At 74.1% G+C, this 13,531-nt stretch carries 17 protein-coding genes; 6 read left to right on the top strand and 11 right to left on the bottom strand.

Annotation, left to right across the window (positions count from 1 at the left end):
- The first annotated feature begins 96 nt into the window (after positions 1-96).
- From AC1DQC_RS13470 to AC1DQC_RS13460, 3 genes are read left to right on the top strand one after another with little or no spacing between them, the layout of a single operon-like run.
- Positions 97-459 (top strand): PadR family transcriptional regulator, encoded by a 363-nt coding sequence (locus AC1DQC_RS13470; protein WP_477051753.1) that lies wholly within the window; start codon positions 97-99, stop codon positions 457-459.
- Positions 459-1,811: a permease prefix domain 1-containing protein gene (locus AC1DQC_RS13465; protein WP_477051752.1), complete on the top strand. Its 1,353-nt coding sequence runs from the start codon at positions 459-461 to the stop codon at positions 1,809-1,811. The genes AC1DQC_RS13470 and AC1DQC_RS13465 overlap by 1 nt, the downstream gene beginning before the upstream one ends.
- A gap of 54 nt (positions 1,812-1,865) precedes the next feature.
- Entirely contained in the window at positions 1,866-2,522 is a 657-nt protein-coding gene (locus AC1DQC_RS13460) for a DUF4203 domain-containing protein (RefSeq protein WP_477051751.1), read from the top strand.
- Positions 2,523-2,580: 58 nt separating this feature from the next.
- Here the strand turns inward: AC1DQC_RS13460 and AC1DQC_RS13455 are convergent, their stop codons facing one another.
- From AC1DQC_RS13455 to AC1DQC_RS13425, 7 genes are all read right to left on the bottom strand, one after another.
- Entirely contained in the window at positions 2,581-2,829 is a 249-nt protein-coding gene (locus AC1DQC_RS13455) for an SCO4226 family nickel-binding protein (RefSeq protein ID WP_477051750.1), read from the bottom strand.
- 97 nt (positions 2,830-2,926) lie between these two features.
- Positions 2,927-3,490 (bottom strand): hypothetical protein, encoded by a 564-nt coding sequence (locus tag AC1DQC_RS13450; protein WP_477051749.1) that lies wholly within the window; start codon positions 3,488-3,490, stop codon positions 2,927-2,929.
- Between the two features lie 91 nt (positions 3,491-3,581).
- Positions 3,582-4,721, bottom strand: a complete 1,140-nt coding sequence (locus tag AC1DQC_RS13445) for an endo-1,4-beta-xylanase (protein ID WP_477051748.1) — start codon at positions 4,719-4,721, stop codon at positions 3,582-3,584.
- Between the two features lie 126 nt (positions 4,722-4,847).
- Positions 4,848-5,780: an RNA polymerase sigma factor SigJ gene (gene sigJ / locus AC1DQC_RS13440; RefSeq protein WP_477051747.1), complete on the bottom strand. Its 933-nt coding sequence runs from the start codon at positions 5,778-5,780 to the stop codon at positions 4,848-4,850.
- Complete coding sequence (locus AC1DQC_RS13435; RefSeq protein WP_477051746.1) at positions 5,770-6,228, bottom strand: VOC family protein; 459 nt, start codon at positions 6,226-6,228, stop codon at positions 5,770-5,772. Before AC1DQC_RS13435 ends, sigJ begins: the two co-directional genes overlap by 11 nt.
- Positions 6,229-6,260: 32 nt before the next feature.
- Positions 6,261-6,830, bottom strand: a complete 570-nt coding sequence (locus AC1DQC_RS13430) for an NADPH-dependent FMN reductase (RefSeq protein ID WP_477051745.1) — start codon at positions 6,828-6,830, stop codon at positions 6,261-6,263.
- Positions 6,827-7,288, bottom strand: coding sequence for a nuclear transport factor 2 family protein (locus tag AC1DQC_RS13425; protein ID WP_477051744.1), 462 nt, complete (start codon positions 7,286-7,288; stop codon positions 6,827-6,829). The genes AC1DQC_RS13430 and AC1DQC_RS13425 overlap by 4 nt, the downstream gene beginning before the upstream one ends.
- Before the next feature lie 120 nt (positions 7,289-7,408).
- Here AC1DQC_RS13425 and AC1DQC_RS13420 point away from each other — a divergent pair, with 120 nt between their 5' ends.
- Positions 7,409-8,488, top strand: coding sequence for an RDD family protein (locus tag AC1DQC_RS13420; RefSeq protein ID WP_477051743.1), 1,080 nt, complete (start codon positions 7,409-7,411; stop codon positions 8,486-8,488).
- A gap of 62 nt (positions 8,489-8,550) precedes the next feature.
- Positions 8,551-8,853, top strand: a complete 303-nt coding sequence (locus AC1DQC_RS13415; protein WP_477051742.1) for a hypothetical protein — start codon at positions 8,551-8,553, stop codon at positions 8,851-8,853.
- On the opposite strand, the gene AC1DQC_RS13410 is transcribed toward AC1DQC_RS13415, so the two are convergent.
- The 4 genes from AC1DQC_RS13410 to AC1DQC_RS13395 form a co-directional block, all read right to left on the bottom strand.
- Positions 8,850-9,557, bottom strand: coding sequence for a hypothetical protein (locus tag AC1DQC_RS13410; protein WP_477051741.1), 708 nt, complete (start codon positions 9,555-9,557; stop codon positions 8,850-8,852). The two genes, AC1DQC_RS13415 and AC1DQC_RS13410, sit on opposite strands and share 4 nt — an antisense overlap.
- Positions 9,558-9,607: 50 nt before the next feature.
- The gene (locus AC1DQC_RS13405) at positions 9,608-10,036 is read right to left on the bottom strand and encodes a YdeI/OmpD-associated family protein (protein ID WP_477051740.1); all 429 of its coding nucleotides are present in this window, start codon (positions 10,034-10,036) and stop codon (positions 9,608-9,610) included.
- Between the two features lie 40 nt (positions 10,037-10,076).
- Complete coding sequence (locus AC1DQC_RS13400; protein WP_477051739.1) at positions 10,077-10,793, bottom strand: DUF5701 family protein; 717 nt, start codon at positions 10,791-10,793, stop codon at positions 10,077-10,079.
- 66 nt (positions 10,794-10,859) lie between these two features.
- Complete coding sequence (locus AC1DQC_RS13395; protein ID WP_477051738.1) at positions 10,860-12,191, bottom strand: hypothetical protein; 1,332 nt, start codon at positions 12,189-12,191, stop codon at positions 10,860-10,862.
- Between the two features lie 246 nt (positions 12,192-12,437).
- Between AC1DQC_RS13395 and AC1DQC_RS13390 the strand changes: the two genes are divergently transcribed.
- Positions 12,438-13,531: AAA family ATPase (locus tag AC1DQC_RS13390; RefSeq protein WP_477051737.1), on the top strand; the 1,094-nt coding region annotated here is incomplete at its 3' end.

Below are 13,531 nucleotides of genomic sequence, written 5' to 3'. Positions count from 1 at the left end.
TGGGGTGCGCTGCTCAGACGCGTCTGCCGGGGTGCATTCGGCATACCTAGAGCAGCTAGGGTTTGATACCTAGCACATCAAGGTAGAGGAGCCCTCGTGCGCATCGACAAGGACCTGGTCGCCGCCTCGGCGACACCGCTCGTGCTCGGGATCCTGGCGGACGGCGACCTCTACGGGTACGCGATCCTCAAGCGCGTGGGCGAGCTCTCCGGCGGCCGCATGCAGTGGACCGACGGCATGCTCTACCCGCTCCTGCACCGGCTGGAACGGCTGGGCCACGTGTCGTCGTCCTGGGGCACGTCCGAGGCGGGCCGCCGCCGCAAGCACTACGCGATCACCTCGACGGGCCGGGCGGCACTCGCCGAGCGCCACGCGCAGTGGACCGTCGTGGCGGACGCGCTCCGGCAGGTCTGGGAGTCCGCGCCGCGACCCGCCGCCGTCGTGGAGGGGTGGGCGTGATGGCGCAGGACGACGAGCTCGAGGCGCAGATCGACCGGTGGCGCGGGTACGTGCACCGACGCCAGGTCATCTCGTCGGCCGACGTCGACGAGCTCGAGGACCACCTGCGCGGCCAGGTGACCGACCTGCGTGCGACCGGGCTCGACGACGACGAGGCGTTCCTCGTCGCGATCAAGCGCCTCGGCAACCTGGACGCCGTCTCCCGCGAGTACGCCCGCGAGCACTCGGACCGGCTGTGGAAGCAGCTGGCGCTCGTCCCCGACGACTCGTCCGCCGGCTCGCCGGCACCTCGGTGGCGCGAGCTCGCGGTCGTGCTGGCGCTCGCGGTCGGGGCGGGCATCGCGGTGCGGGTCGGGATCGCGTGGTTCGACGACGAGCTCGCGTTCGCCCGCAACGTCGGCCTGCTCGTCCTGCCGTTCCTCGCCGGGTACCTCGGGTGGAAGCGCCAGGCCGGACTGCGGACCGTGGCGGCGATCGCCGTGCCGTTCGTCGTGCTCGCGGTCGCGCTCAACGCGTACCCCTTCGTTCCGGAGGGGTCGACCGAGGTGCTCGCGATCATCCACGCACCCGTCGTCCTGTGGCTGCTGGTCGGCCTGGCGTACGTCGCCGGCTCCTGGCGCTCCGACGGGCGACGCATGGACTTCGTGCGGTTCACGGGCGAGCTCGCGATCTACTTCACGCTGCTCGCGCTGGGAGGCGGGGTCCTCCTCGGCCTCACCGCCGGGGTGCTGCAGATCGTGGGCGTCGACCCCGGTCCGGTGATCGCGGGCTGGATCCTGCCGTTCGCCGTCCCCGGCGCTCTCGTGGTCGCCGCCTGGCTGGTCGAGGCGAAGCAGGACGTCGTCGAGAACATCGCGCCCGTGCTGACCCGGATCTTCACGCCCCTGACCATCGTCATGCTCGTGGCCGTCCTCGTGGTGCTGCTCGCCTCCGGGGGACTCGACGAGGTGGACCGCGAGCTGCTCATCCTGATGGACGCGATCCTCGTGCTGGTCCTGGCGCTGCTCCTCTACTCGATCTCGGCCCGCGACCCGCTCGCGCCGCCCGCGTTCGCCGACGTGCTCCAGCTGGTGCTGGTGGGCGCGGCGCTCGCGGTCGACGTCGTGCTGCTCACCGCGATGCTCACGCGGATCGCGGAGTTCGGCACCAGCCCGAACAAGATCGCCGCGCTCGGCCTGAACCTGCTGCTGCTCGTGCACCTCGGGGTCTCGGCGTGGCGGAGCGCCCGGTTCCTGCGCGGTCGCGGCACGTTCGCCGAGCTCGAGCGCTGGCAGACGCGGTACCTGCCGGTCTACGCCGCCTGGGCCGCGGTCATCGTGATCGTGTTCCCCCCGCTGTTCGACTTCGCCTGACGCGCGCGGGCCGAATCACGCACGGATCGCGGTGAAGTGTCCTACATTGCCCCCATGGCAGACATTCTGTTGGGCCTCCTCGCGATCCTCGCCGGCGGCGTCATGCTCTTCGCCGGGCAGTTCGCACTGCGGGTCGTGCTCCCGATCTGGGGCTTCTTCGCGGGCTTCGCCTTCGGGGCGGGCATCTTCGCCGAGCTCGCGGACGAGCGCTTCCTCGGGACCGCGCTCGGCTGGGTGTCGGGGCTGGTCTTCGCCCTGATCTTCGCGCTCCTCGCCTACTTCTTCTACGCGGTGGCCGTCATCCTCGCCATGGCGGCGTTCGGCTTCGCCATCGGGTCCGGCCTGGTCGTCGCCCTGGGGATCGACTGGAACTGGGTCGCGGTCCTCGTCGGCGTGGCCGTCGGCGCGGTCATCGGGATCGTGTCGATCGTCGGGAACATGCCGATGGTCGTGCTCGCGGTGCTCAGCTCCGTCGCCGGCGCCGTCAGCGTGGTCGGCGGCCTCATGCTGGTGTTCGGCATCCTGAACTCCGCCGACTTCACGCAGGCGAGCTTCAGCAGCGCCGTCGACGCCAGCTGGATCTGGTGGGTGCTGCTGGTGGTGCTGGCCGTGATCGGCATCGTCGCCCAGACCCGCCAGCGCGTCGTGATCCAGCGCACCGTCAACGAGGCCTGGTACGCGAGGACCGCCGACCCGACGGCCCGCGCCTGACGCGGCGCGGCGGTCCGGTCCGCCTCTCGGCGAGGCCGGACGCCGCGCGGACCCGGCGCTACGCCTCGACCGGGACGGGGTAGATCTCCGTGGCCGGGTGACCGGTCCGCTCGTGGATGCGCCGGACCGCATCGGCGCTGGGGGCCTCGGAGACGCACCAGACCATCCCCGACTCCGGGTCGCCCCACGCCTTCTGGAAGTCGACCCCTTCCTCGCCCTGGATGTCGACGTCCGCCTGGTGCGCGGCCCTGAGCGCCTCCGGCGTGATCCCGGTCATCCCGTGGTGAACGTCCATGAACTTCGGCATGGCTCCAACCTCCTCGACGGATCACCGGCGCACCTTTGCACCGGTTCGTCACAGTTCTACTCCGGGCCGAGGGCTCTGAACAGGACGGCGGACGCCTTCACCCGCGGTCCGGGACCGGACCCGGAGTCGCGGACGGGCCCGCCCAGGCGGCCGGCCGCAGGTACCACCACGACGAGACCGCGAGCACCACGGTCGACGCCACGACGGCGGTGGCCACGGGGCCCAACCACGGGACCGGGATGAGGAAGAAGACGTCGGTGTCCGCGAGGCTCGTCGGCCACCCGGTCAGCACCCACAGGAACAGGTAGTACGTGAGGTCCCAGACGGTGAACGCGATGAAGAACGCCGCCACCCCGTGCCAGAACCGGCGACCGGCCAGCACCGCGACGGCGGCCAGCATGACGAGCGTCGCGGCCTCGCGCACGGTCTCGGCGCGGGCCAGGTCCGGGTCGACGAGCATCGTGCGCACGGGGTCGACGAACCGGATCGCCCCCAGGTCCAGGTAGACCCGCCGCACGGGGGCCTCGTAGTCGAGCTCCGAGCCCAGCGCCAGGCGCAGGTAGTGCACCACGGCCGCCTCGACGTACCCGAACCCGATCCCGAACGCGACGACCGCTCCGTAGCGCAGCCAGCGGACGCGTGACGTGCCGGTCGTCTCCATCCGCGCATCGTGCCGCCTGGCCGTGCGTGAACGCGAGACGGCGCGACGGGGGCACGCCCGGACGGACGTGCCCCCGTGTGTGCGCGACGTGTCAGGCGGCGGCGCGCAGCACCTCGCGCAGGGCGTCGTACTGCGGCTTGGGGTTGGAGTGCATGTCGAACAGCAGACCGGCACCCTCGCCGGTGAAGACCCCGGGGATCCAGGAGTACGCGTCGGACACGCCCCAGACGGTGAACGAGTTGCACGCGTCGACCGCGAGGCACGCCTCGAGCATGCCGACCCAGTAGTCGACCTGCTTCTGCGCGTCACCGGGGTTGAGCGGCGTGTTGGTGTACGTGCCGTTCGGCTTCTGCGTCACGAAGGTGCGGACGTCGGCCTCGGTGATGGCCACCTCGAGACCCAGGTCGGCGAACCGCTGCAGGTTGGCCTGCACGTCCGGGAACCCGTACTGGGTGTCCAGGTGTCCCTGGAACCCGACTCCGTCGATCGGCACGCCGTCCGCCACGAGCCCCTGCAGGAACGTGTACACCGCGTTGCTCTTGGGTCCGGTGAACTCGAGGTTGTAGTCGTTGTAGAAGAGCAGCGCGCCCGGGTCGGCCTCGTGCGCCCAGCGGAAGACGTCCGCGATGTAGTCGCTGCCGTCACCGGTGAGCTCCTGGTACGCGTCGTACCAGATGGTCTGCCGGAACGTGCCGTCGTCGTTCCAGGCCTCGTTGAGGACGTCCCACTGCTGGATGTCGCCCCGGAAGTGACCGGCCTCCTCGAGGATGTGCGCCCGGAGGATGTCGCGGAGCTCGGCCGCGGTGAAGTCGCCGGTCGTGAGCCAGGTCGGCAGCTGGTTGTGCCACACGAGGGTGTGCCCGCGGACGACCTGGCCGTTCGCCTGGGCGAAGGCGACGAGGGCGTCGGCGGCCGCGTAGTCGTAGACGCCGCGGGTGGGCTCGACGGCCTCCCACTTCATGACGTTCTCGGGCGTCACGCTCGAGAACTGGTCGGCCACGATGTGGCGGTACTTCGTGTCGCTCGCGAGGGCGTCGGTGTTGACGGCGACGCCGAACTTGATCCCGGCCTGCTCGGCGAGGCTGCGCAGCGTGTTCTTCTTGATGGCGGCCGAGTGCTGGGAGGCGTGGGGATCTGCCGGTGGCGCGGGCGCGGCGAAGGCCGTGCTGGGCAGGACAGCCAGGGAGGTTGCCGCCAGTGCGGCGGCGATCAGGGTGTGAGGTCTGCGCACGACATGCTCCTTTGCATGAGGGACGGCTCTGCGGGAGGGGTTTTCGATAACGTTATCGAACCGTCGTTTCGACGCTAGGTCCGATCTGTCGGACCGGCAACTGGGGGCTCGGGCGCCCGGTGTCGCCTACCTCGAAGATCCGTCGCGCACGGCCGGCGCGAGCTCGATCCAGCGACGCAGCTTGTCCGGGTTCCGGACCGCCCAGATGTGCCGGATCCGGCCGTGCGCGATGTCGAAGGCGAAGACGGTGACGACCACCCCGTCCTGCTCGCCGACGAGCCCGGGGCGGCCGTTGACCGCCCGTCGCCGGAACCGCACGGTCGCGGGGGCGCGCGCCACGAGGTCTGCGAGGTAGGCCGCGATGGTCTCGGCGCCGCGCAGCGGCTCGGTCCGGGCGGCGACGCGACCTCCGCCGTCAGGGGTGACGGTCGCGTCCGGGTCGAGGAGACCGACGAGCGCGTCGATGTCCGACGCCTCGAACGCCGCCGTGAACCGACGCACGACCTCCGCCTGCTCGGCCGACGGGGACGGGGGCGCCGTCGACCTGCGGACGCGCGCCCGCGCCGAGGACGCGAGCTGTCGGCAGGCGCCCGGTGAGCGGCCGACGATGTCGGCGATCTCCCGGAACGGGTAGCCGTAGACGTCGTGGAGGACGAACGCCACCCGCTCGGCCGGGCTCATCGTCTCGAGCACGACGAGGAACGCCATCGTCACGGACTCGTCCAGGACGATCTGGTCGGCGGGATCGCCGGCGGCCCCGTCGAGCCGCGGCCACTCCGCCGGTGCGTGGACGGGCTCCGGGACCCACGCGCCGACGTACTGCTCGCGCCGCACCCGGGCCGAGCGCAGGACGTCCAGGCAGATCCGGCTGGTGACCGTCGTGAGCCAGGCCCGTCGCGACACGATCGCGCCCCGGTGCTGTCGCGACATGCCGAACCAACGGACGTAGGCGTCCTGGACCACGTCCTCGGCCTCGCTCAGCGACCCGAGCAGCCGGTACGCGACGTTGAGCAGCAGCGGCTGCTCGTCCAGGTGCGCAGCGGGGGTGTCACTCGCCATGGGGGCTCGGCGTGGAGAACGCGGCGGTCGCGCGCGCCTGCAGCTCGTCGAGCGAGACGTCCTGCAGGTGCTGCGAGAGACCCCACCGGTGACCGAACGGGTCGAGCACCTGGCCCTCGCGCTCGCCCCAGAAGGCGTCGCCGAGCGGCCGGAGCACCGTCGCGCCGGCGCCGACGACGCGGGCCCAGGCGGTGTCGACGTCGTCCACCTGCAGGTAGATCGCGGCGTACGTCCCGCCGAGGTGCTGGGGGCCGAACGACTCGAGCTCGGGGAACTCGTCGGCGAGGGTGACCCGCAGGTCGCCGATCCGGAGCTGGACGTGGATGAGCCGGTCGCCGGGGACCTGGATCCGGGTGAGCTCGGTCGCGTCGAACGCCTCGACGTACCAGCGGGAGGCGGCGTCCGCCCCCCGGACCGTGAGGTGGATGGTGTGGGCGGTGATGGTCATGGGGGCCTTCCGGGAGCGGGTCGGGACGGATGTCAGGAGGCGGCGGCCCGCAGCGGGGCGAGCGCGGACGCCCAGCTGACCACCTGGTCGAGCAGGACGTCCAAGGACGCCGTCGAGCCGTCGCTCGGCGTGAAGCGCGTGTAGCCGTCGACGAACTCCGTCGCCATCGGGACCGCCACCTGCTGGCACACGTCGGCCATCTGCATGGCCCCGCACACCAGGCGCAGGTGCTCCGCGGCTCGGACGCCGCCGGTTCCCCCGTACGAGACCAGGCCCACCGACTTGTTGTTCCACTCCACGTAGAGATGGTCAAGGGCGTTCTTGAGCACGGCCGAGGTGGAGTGGTTGTACTCGGGCGTGACCAGGACGAAGCCGTCGTAGCCGGCGATCTTCGCGGACCAGGCCCGGGTGTGGGCGTGCACGTAGCCGCCGTACGCGGCGGGCATCGGCTCGTCGAGGTGCGGCAACGGGTAGTCGAGGAGGTCGACGAGGTCGAACGTCGCGTCCGTTCGTCGCGACGCCCGTTCCTGCACCCAGACCGCGACCTGCTCGCCGTTCCGGTGCGGGCGCGTGCTGCCCAGGATGATGCCGATCGCCGTCACCGGGACGCTCCCGTCGCGGCGGGTGCGCCCGTCAGAGGCGTGGTGTCGAGGTAGAGCAGCTCGTAGACGCGCTCGCTGAACCGCCACCCGTCAGGCGTGCGTCGGTACCGGTCGTGGTAGAGCGCGAAGTTCATGACCGAGCCGCCGTCGCGGGTCCCGGCGAGCTCGTGCATGGGGGTCCGCCCGGTCGCCTCGTCGCCGTCGAGCACGAGGATCCCCGGGTGCGAGGTCTGGACCAGGAAGGTCGCCGGACGGTTCCTCCCGAACACGCGGATCTGCTCCGGGCCGAGCAGCTCGGCGGGGATGTCGGGCATGCGCAGGGCGCCGTCCGCGGTGAACAGCGAGGCGAGGCGGTCGTAGTCGTTGAGCAGGGCGGCGTCGGAGAACGCGGCACGGAGCGCCTCGATCTGGAGCCGGTCCTCGACCAGCCGGAGCCGCTCCTCGAGCGATGTCTGCATGGTTGCCTCCCAGAGATGACGAGCTGACGCCTCTATGACGAGGCAGGGGCGCGAGATGTCAGGCCCGAGACAGCCGTCCGGGCCTGTCCCTCCGGCTCGTCGCTCTGCCACGATCTGCGCGTGACGCACATCGCGACGCTGCCGACGGACGTCGCCGAGCCGGTCGACGGGCCGCCGCTCGCCCCGTGGTCGCGCCGCGTGGTCGCCGCGCTGCTGGACGGCGCGATCCTCTCGGGCGCGACGTGGCTGGTGCTGGGGGCGGGCGCGGACGGGCCGTCGTTGACCCCGCACGCGCCTCTCGGCCAGACGGTGCCCGACGGGGTGGTCCACGACGCGGTGTCGTGGTTCACGAGCCCGTGGCTGGTCGGCGCCGTGGTCGGCATGCTCCTGCTGCAGGGCTGGACCGGGGCGACCCCTGGTCGGCGGGTGGCCGGCGTCKCGGTCGTCCGCGCGTCGGACCAGCGGCCGGCCGGCCTCCTGGTGTCGGCGGTCCGGGTGGTCGCCCACCTGCTCGACGCCATCCTGCTCATCGGCTATCTGCGCCCGCTGTGGCACGCGAAGCGGCAGACCTTCGCGGACTCGATCGTCGGGACGGTCGTCGTCCAGACCCGCGAGCCCGCCCCGCACCCGTGGTTCGCCGGTCTCCGGCACGAGCCGTCGGCGCTCGGGTCGACGGTGGTCAGCGTCGCCGCGGGTGCGGTCTGCGTGCTCGGCGTCGGCTTCGCGACGTCCCTGAGCTCGTGGGGCGGCACGTGGGAGTCCGCGGTGCCGTGCGTCGAGGACGGCACGGTGACCGGCGCCACCGCCTCGGGCGACGCCGCCCGGACGGGCGGCAGCATGGCCGAGCGGCGCTGGTGGGTGCGCCGCACGACGGACGACGCCGTGGACACGGGGCTGCGAGTGCGATGGTTCTGGCAGCCCGCGGCCGTCGAGCCGTCCGACGTGCGGTTCGAGACCGACATCCGGCGCGCCGACGGGACGACGATCGCCGAGTCGCAGCAGGCCGCCGTGACCAGCTGGGCCAGCCCGGTCACCCTCGACGACGCGACCGTCCCGGCGGAGGATCTCGCGGAGGCCGGGCCGGGGTGGTCGGCGCAGACGCGGCTCGTCGCGGACGGCGTCGTGGTCGGGGCGTGCACGATCGACGCGGCCGACTGGGAGGCCGCCGACCTCGGCGCCACGTTCGCGAGCGAGGGCTGACCGGCCGTACCGTGATGCCCGTGGACCCTGTCTCGACCCCGCGCGGCGCGGGCGGCTGACGCGTGCCGTCCTACCGGGTCGCGGCCGCGATCGGCCTGCTGCAGCCGGGCGTCGCCGCGCCCGACGTGCTGCCGCAGGCGGTGGCGACCGCCGAGGCGATGACGACCGTCGAGGCCCACGACGTCACGGTCGTGCGCGGCGAGGCGCGGATCACCGTGCGGTTCCAGGCCGACGACGACCAGACGGCCCGCCGCGTCGGGTGGGCCGTGCTCGCGCGGCTCGACGAGCTGGCGGACATCAGCGGGCGCACCGTGACCCGGCGGTTCGGGTCGCGCTGGTACCCGGTGCGCGCGCAGCAGTACTAGCCGGCCCGGTCGATCGTCAGGCTGCCCAGCCCGCCGGCCACGGCGACCTCGTAGCGGTCGTCGTCCTCGGCGAACCCGTCCGTGGTCAGCACGGTGCCCGGCCCGATGCCCTGCGTCGTCTCCCCGTCGATGTCCGCGCTGCCCGCGCCCGAGGTCACGGTGACCCGTGCGGCGGCTGTTTCGGGCAGGTGCAGGACGAGATGGTCGGCGCCCGCGCGCTGGTCGATCGGCACGGCGCCGGTCGGCGCGGGCAGCGTCAGCTCCACGCTCCGTGCGCCGCCGTCGAGCACGAGCCCGGACACCGTGGTGTCGTCGAGGTCGGCGTCGACGGTGTCCGCGCCGGCCGAGAGGTCGATGGTCCAGGCGACGTCGTCGGCCAGCCGGACCACCGCGGCGCCGCCGTCCAGCACCACCACCCGGGTGTCGCCGGAGTCGTCGATGCCGGGCCGCCCGTCCGAGCCGGTCGCCTGGACCTCGAGCAGGTCGCCCGCCGGGGCGTCGGTGCTGACCGTGATCGAGGTCGCGCGGCCGGTCAGCGAGAGCGTCGCGTCGTCGGCCGACCCCCGGTCGACCGAGACGGAGTCCTCGAGGTGGTCGTCGTCCGCCCCCTGGTCGGGCCGCGGGTTGGGGTCCGGGAACGCGGTGCAGCCCGCCATCAGCACCAGCGCGGTGCCGACCAGCGTGGCCGTGACGAGGGTGCGCATCCCGGGACGCTAGCCGCGGGCGCGCGCGTCCGCGCGACGAGCAGCGCCGCTCAGCCGAGCTCCGCGACGGCCTTCGCGATCCGGCGCGCGCGCGTCTCGGGCGTCTTCGCGTCCTCGATCGGCCCGACGATCGCCTTGCGCCGGCTCACGGACAGCGCGTCGAACGCCGCCCGGCCGGTGTCCGACAGCGCGGCCGCGAGGTCGGCCGGGACGTCGACGGTCCGTGGGGCGTCGTCGAGCTCGATGTCGACGTCGATCTCCTGTCCGGCCTCGACACCGGCGCCGGCCCGGTTCTCCGCGCTGAGCGGGAGCAGCGTCCGGCCCCCGTACGGCGTCACCGTGCTCCGGTAGGAGAAGCCGTTGATGGTCACGACGACCGGGAAGCGCGCCCCGCGGTCCATCGCGGCGACGACGTCGTCCGGCACGGGCAGTCCGGTCGCGGTCTTTCCGGCAAGCTCCACCGTGGTGCGAAAGCGCATGGCCCCTCCTGAGTCGTCGACCGGCCAGTCGCAGACTAGGTCACGCATCCGGGCGCGCGACCCGGTCCGCGGCCGACGCCGCGCCGAGCCACGTGTGCGGGTTGCGGTCCCAGCACCAGCCGAGCTTCGCGCGCCGCTCGCTGATCCACACCGCCGGCACCCGCTGGTTGGTGCCAGTCCGGGACGCCAGCAGCGAGAAGCACTTGTTGGGCCGCAGCATGTCGGGCCGGACCACGACGAGGGCGACGCCCTCGTCGATCGTCAGCGCCGTCCGCCCCCGGCTCGTGATCGTCGCCAGCGCGTCCTCCGGCCGCACGTTGCAGAACTCCGAGCCGGTGTCGACGCCCCACAGCAGGTACGGCTCGGGCGGGACCTCGACGCCGTCGATCGGGCGGTAGGTCGGGGCCTCGACGCGATCGATCACGCTGACGCCGAGCTGCTTGCCGCGGCGCATCGCGGGGGCGACGTCGTTGAGGTCGAGGCCGGGAAGCACCAGCACGAACGGGACGTCGTCACCCTCGACGGCGGCCGGCGTGGTCGGTGTTACGGCGACCTCACCGAGCGGTGCGAGCCGGTCGCGGAAGGCGCCCGGGTCCTCGCCGAGCAGCGCCGGCAGGCCCAGCTCGACGTACGCCGAGATCTGCCGGTCCAGCTCGGCGCGCACGTCGGCGGTCGGGTCGAACGCGCTGGCGGCCGGGGACGGCGGCGCCGTGACGGTGGGAAGCTGCGGGTCGACGGGGGTGACGGGGACGCCCATGGGCTCCTTCTCGGGGTCGCGGGGTCCTGTTCAACGACTCCCGTCCGCCGAGCGTTCCCGTGCGGCTCAGAGCAGCGGCGTGCCCTGCCCGAGCACCAGCGGTTCGCCGATGGCCCGCGCGGGACGCGCCCGCCCCTCGCCCTCGGCGATGGCGGCCGAGAACCGGTGGGCCACCACCAGGCTCGGCTCGCCCGCGTCCGACGCCTCGACCAGCACGGCGCGCGCGCCCACCGAGCTCGGGTCGGACGTGTCGCCCGGGAGGCGGCCGATCCACGCGACGGCGGCGCGGTCGGCACCCGAGGCCCGGACCCACTCCCTCGCGGACGACGCCTCGTCCGCCGCGAACCGGCGCACCTCGTGGGTCGCGGCCGGGCCGCCGTCGACCAGGGCGAACGTGGCGCCGGCCTCCCCGGACAGGGCCGCCTCGAGCGCGTGGTCCAGCACGCCCAGGGCGATGTCCTGCGCGGCCGGCGACGGCGGGTGCGGGAGGTCGGCCGGCGTGCGCGCGGGGCCGGCGGTCGCGAAGGGCTCGACGGCCGGTACCGGCGACGGCACCGTCGGTGCGGGTACCCCCCGCGTCGGGAGCGCTGCCGCGGCGTCGTGCGTCGGCGCCGGCAGTGCGGGCGTGGCGTCTGGCGCGGGGGTCTCGCGCGTCGGGCGGATCGCGATAGGCGCGTAGGGCTCCGGCGTCGGGCGGATCACGGACGGTGCGTAGGCGTCGGGCTGCGAGGCGGAGCGCGGGGCCCCCGTGGCGTCGGCCAGCGCGCGCAGGGCGATCGGCTGGTCCTCCACGGGCCGGGCGGTCAGCGGCGGGGTGGACCGACGGCTGGAGAGCGGCTGCCCCTCCGTCGGGGGACGGGCGGGCAGGTAGTCGGCGTCCTGGTGCTGGGGGTCGAGGGCCGGGGCGCGCTCCGGCGTGCGCTGGACGGGCAGCTCGGGGCCGGCGCCGACCGAGAGGTGCGCGGCGGCGGCGGCGACGTACTCGGCCACCCAGCCGGGCGTGCACCCGGTCTGCCAGCGCGCGCCGACGTCCGTCAGCGGCAGGGCCGCGTCGTCGCCGGAGGCGGACACCACGGCGGGCGCGGGCGTGGCGCCGGTTCGCAGGGCCCACCGCGCCCCGGGCACGCGGGCGACGACGAGGTCGCCGACGCCCACGCCGAGCGCCATGACCATCGCCTGCGGCACCGCGGTCGGCGGTCCGTCGGCCCAGCGCGTCCGCGCCGAGTGCAGGAGGACGCCGACGGCCTGCGGGTCGCCGAGGTCGACGCCGCTGGCCCGCAGGTGCGCGCGGGCACGGTCGAGGTGACCCAGCTCGTCGGGGGTCAGCGGCCGCACGCCGGGCTCGGTGCCGTGCGGGCCGGACGCGGGAAGGGACAGCGTCGGGCGCGCATCACTCATGGGTGCGGGATCGGCCCCGGGAGCGGCGTCCTTGAGGGTGGCGGCGCCGGTTCCACCGGATGGCGGGCGGGGGACCGGCCGCAGCGACGCGGTGCCACCGCTCGTCCCCGGTGCGCCCGCGGCGGCGGAGGCTCGCCAGCGCGACTCGGCGGGTTGCCCGCGACGCGCGGTCGAGGGCTTCTGTATCGCGCTGACCTGCGCAATCGCCCTTGTGGCGCGGGGTGCGGCGGGCCCACAATACGACCAGTGGGCGACCCCGACCTGGTGGGTAGGGACTCCGAGCGGGCCGCGCTCGGTGCGCTGCTCGACGGGCTCCCGGTCCGCGGCGGCGCGCTGGTGCTCCGCGGCCCCGCGGGCATCGGGAAGTCGGCCCTGCTGGCGCACGCCGCGCACGAGGCCGGCCACCGCGGCCAGCTGACCCTCGGGTGCGTCGGCGTGCCCACGGAGACCCGGCTGCCCTATGCGGCCCTGCACCAGCTCCTTCGCCCGGTGCTCGCCGACGCGCGCGCCCTCCCGCCGACCACGCGGGACGTGCTCGCCGCGGCGTTCGGACCGTCCGACGAGCCGGCGCCCGACCCGTTCCGCCTGGTCCTCGCCGTCCTCGACCTGCTCACGTCGACCGCGGGGGACACCGGCGCGGTCCTGCTCGTCGACGACCTGCACTGGCTCGACGCGGCGTCCACCGAGGTGGTGCTGGCGCTGGCCCGCCGGGCCGTCGACGAGCCGGTCGTGGTGCTGGTGTCCATCACCGAGTCCGCCGGCGGCGTCGTCGAACCCCGGCTCCCCGCCTCGGTCGGCGTGCCCGAGCTGGTGGTCGGCCCGCTGCCGGCCGACGCGGCCCGCGCCCTGCTCGTCCGGCACGGCACGGGCCTCGACGACGACGAGCGCGGCCGGGTGCTCGACGTCGCCGGCGGGCACCCGTTGGCCTTGGCGGAGCTTCCCGCGGCAATCCGCGACCGTCACCGTCGTCCGTCGTCGGACCTGGAGCCCATCCCGATGACCGACCGGCTCGAGCGGGCGTTCGCCGGGCGGCTGGCCGACCTCCCGCGGCGCACGCGCGACCTGCTGCTGGTCGCGGCGCTGCACGACGTGCCGGACGTGCGCGGCCATGTGCTCGCGGCCCGGTTGCTCGAGCCCGCTCCTGACGGGACGACGGCGTCCGCCGGGCACCCCGTGGCCGCGGACGACCTGCGCCCCGCCGTGGCCGCCGGGCTGGTGCGGGTGGAGGACCGCGTCGTGCACTTCCGGCACCCGCTGGTCCGTGCGGCGGTGGTGCGCGCGGCGACCGACGACCGCCGGGACGCGGCGCACCGGGCGGTCGGCCGCAGCCTCGCCGCGAC

Source organism: Cellulomonas sp. P4_H12 (assembly GCF_056400905.1).
The sequence above is the reverse complement of the archived record's forward strand: the minus strand, read 5'-3'. Positions and strand labels throughout refer to the sequence as shown.

Excerpts from the sequence above, each read along its gene's own strand:
- AC1DQC_RS13465 (WP_477051752.1), top strand. The coding sequence starts at position 459 with ATGGCGCAGGACGACGAGCTCGAGGCGCAGATCGACCGGTGGCGCGGG.
- AC1DQC_RS13460 (WP_477051751.1), top strand. The coding sequence starts at position 1,866 with ATGGCAGACATTCTGTTGGGCCTCCTCGCGATCCTCGCCGGCGGCGTC.
- AC1DQC_RS13455 (WP_477051750.1), bottom strand. The coding sequence starts at position 2,829 with ATGCCGAAGTTCATGGACGTTCACCACGGGATGACCGGGATCACGCCG.
- AC1DQC_RS13450 (WP_477051749.1), bottom strand. The coding sequence starts at position 3,490 with ATGGAGACGACCGGCACGTCACGCGTCCGCTGGCTGCGCTACGGAGCG.
- sigJ (WP_477051747.1), bottom strand. The coding sequence starts at position 5,780 with ATGGCGAGTGACACCCCCGCTGCGCACCTGGACGAGCAGCCGCTGCTG.
- AC1DQC_RS13435 (WP_477051746.1), bottom strand. The coding sequence starts at position 6,228 with ATGACCATCACCGCCCACACCATCCACCTCACGGTCCGGGGGGCGGAC.
- AC1DQC_RS13425 (WP_477051744.1), bottom strand. The coding sequence starts at position 7,288 with ATGCAGACATCGCTCGAGGAGCGGCTCCGGCTGGTCGAGGACCGGCTC.
- AC1DQC_RS13410 (WP_477051741.1), bottom strand. The coding sequence starts at position 9,557 with ATGCGCACCCTCGTCACGGCCACGCTGGTCGGCACCGCGCTGGTGCTG.
- AC1DQC_RS13405 (WP_477051740.1), bottom strand. The coding sequence starts at position 10,036 with ATGCGCTTTCGCACCACGGTGGAGCTTGCCGGAAAGACCGCGACCGGA.
- AC1DQC_RS13400 (WP_477051739.1), bottom strand. The coding sequence starts at position 10,793 with ATGGGCGTCCCCGTCACCCCCGTCGACCCGCAGCTTCCCACCGTCACG.
- AC1DQC_RS13395 (WP_477051738.1), bottom strand. The coding sequence starts at position 12,191 with ATGAGTGATGCGCGCCCGACGCTGTCCCTTCCCGCGTCCGGCCCGCAC.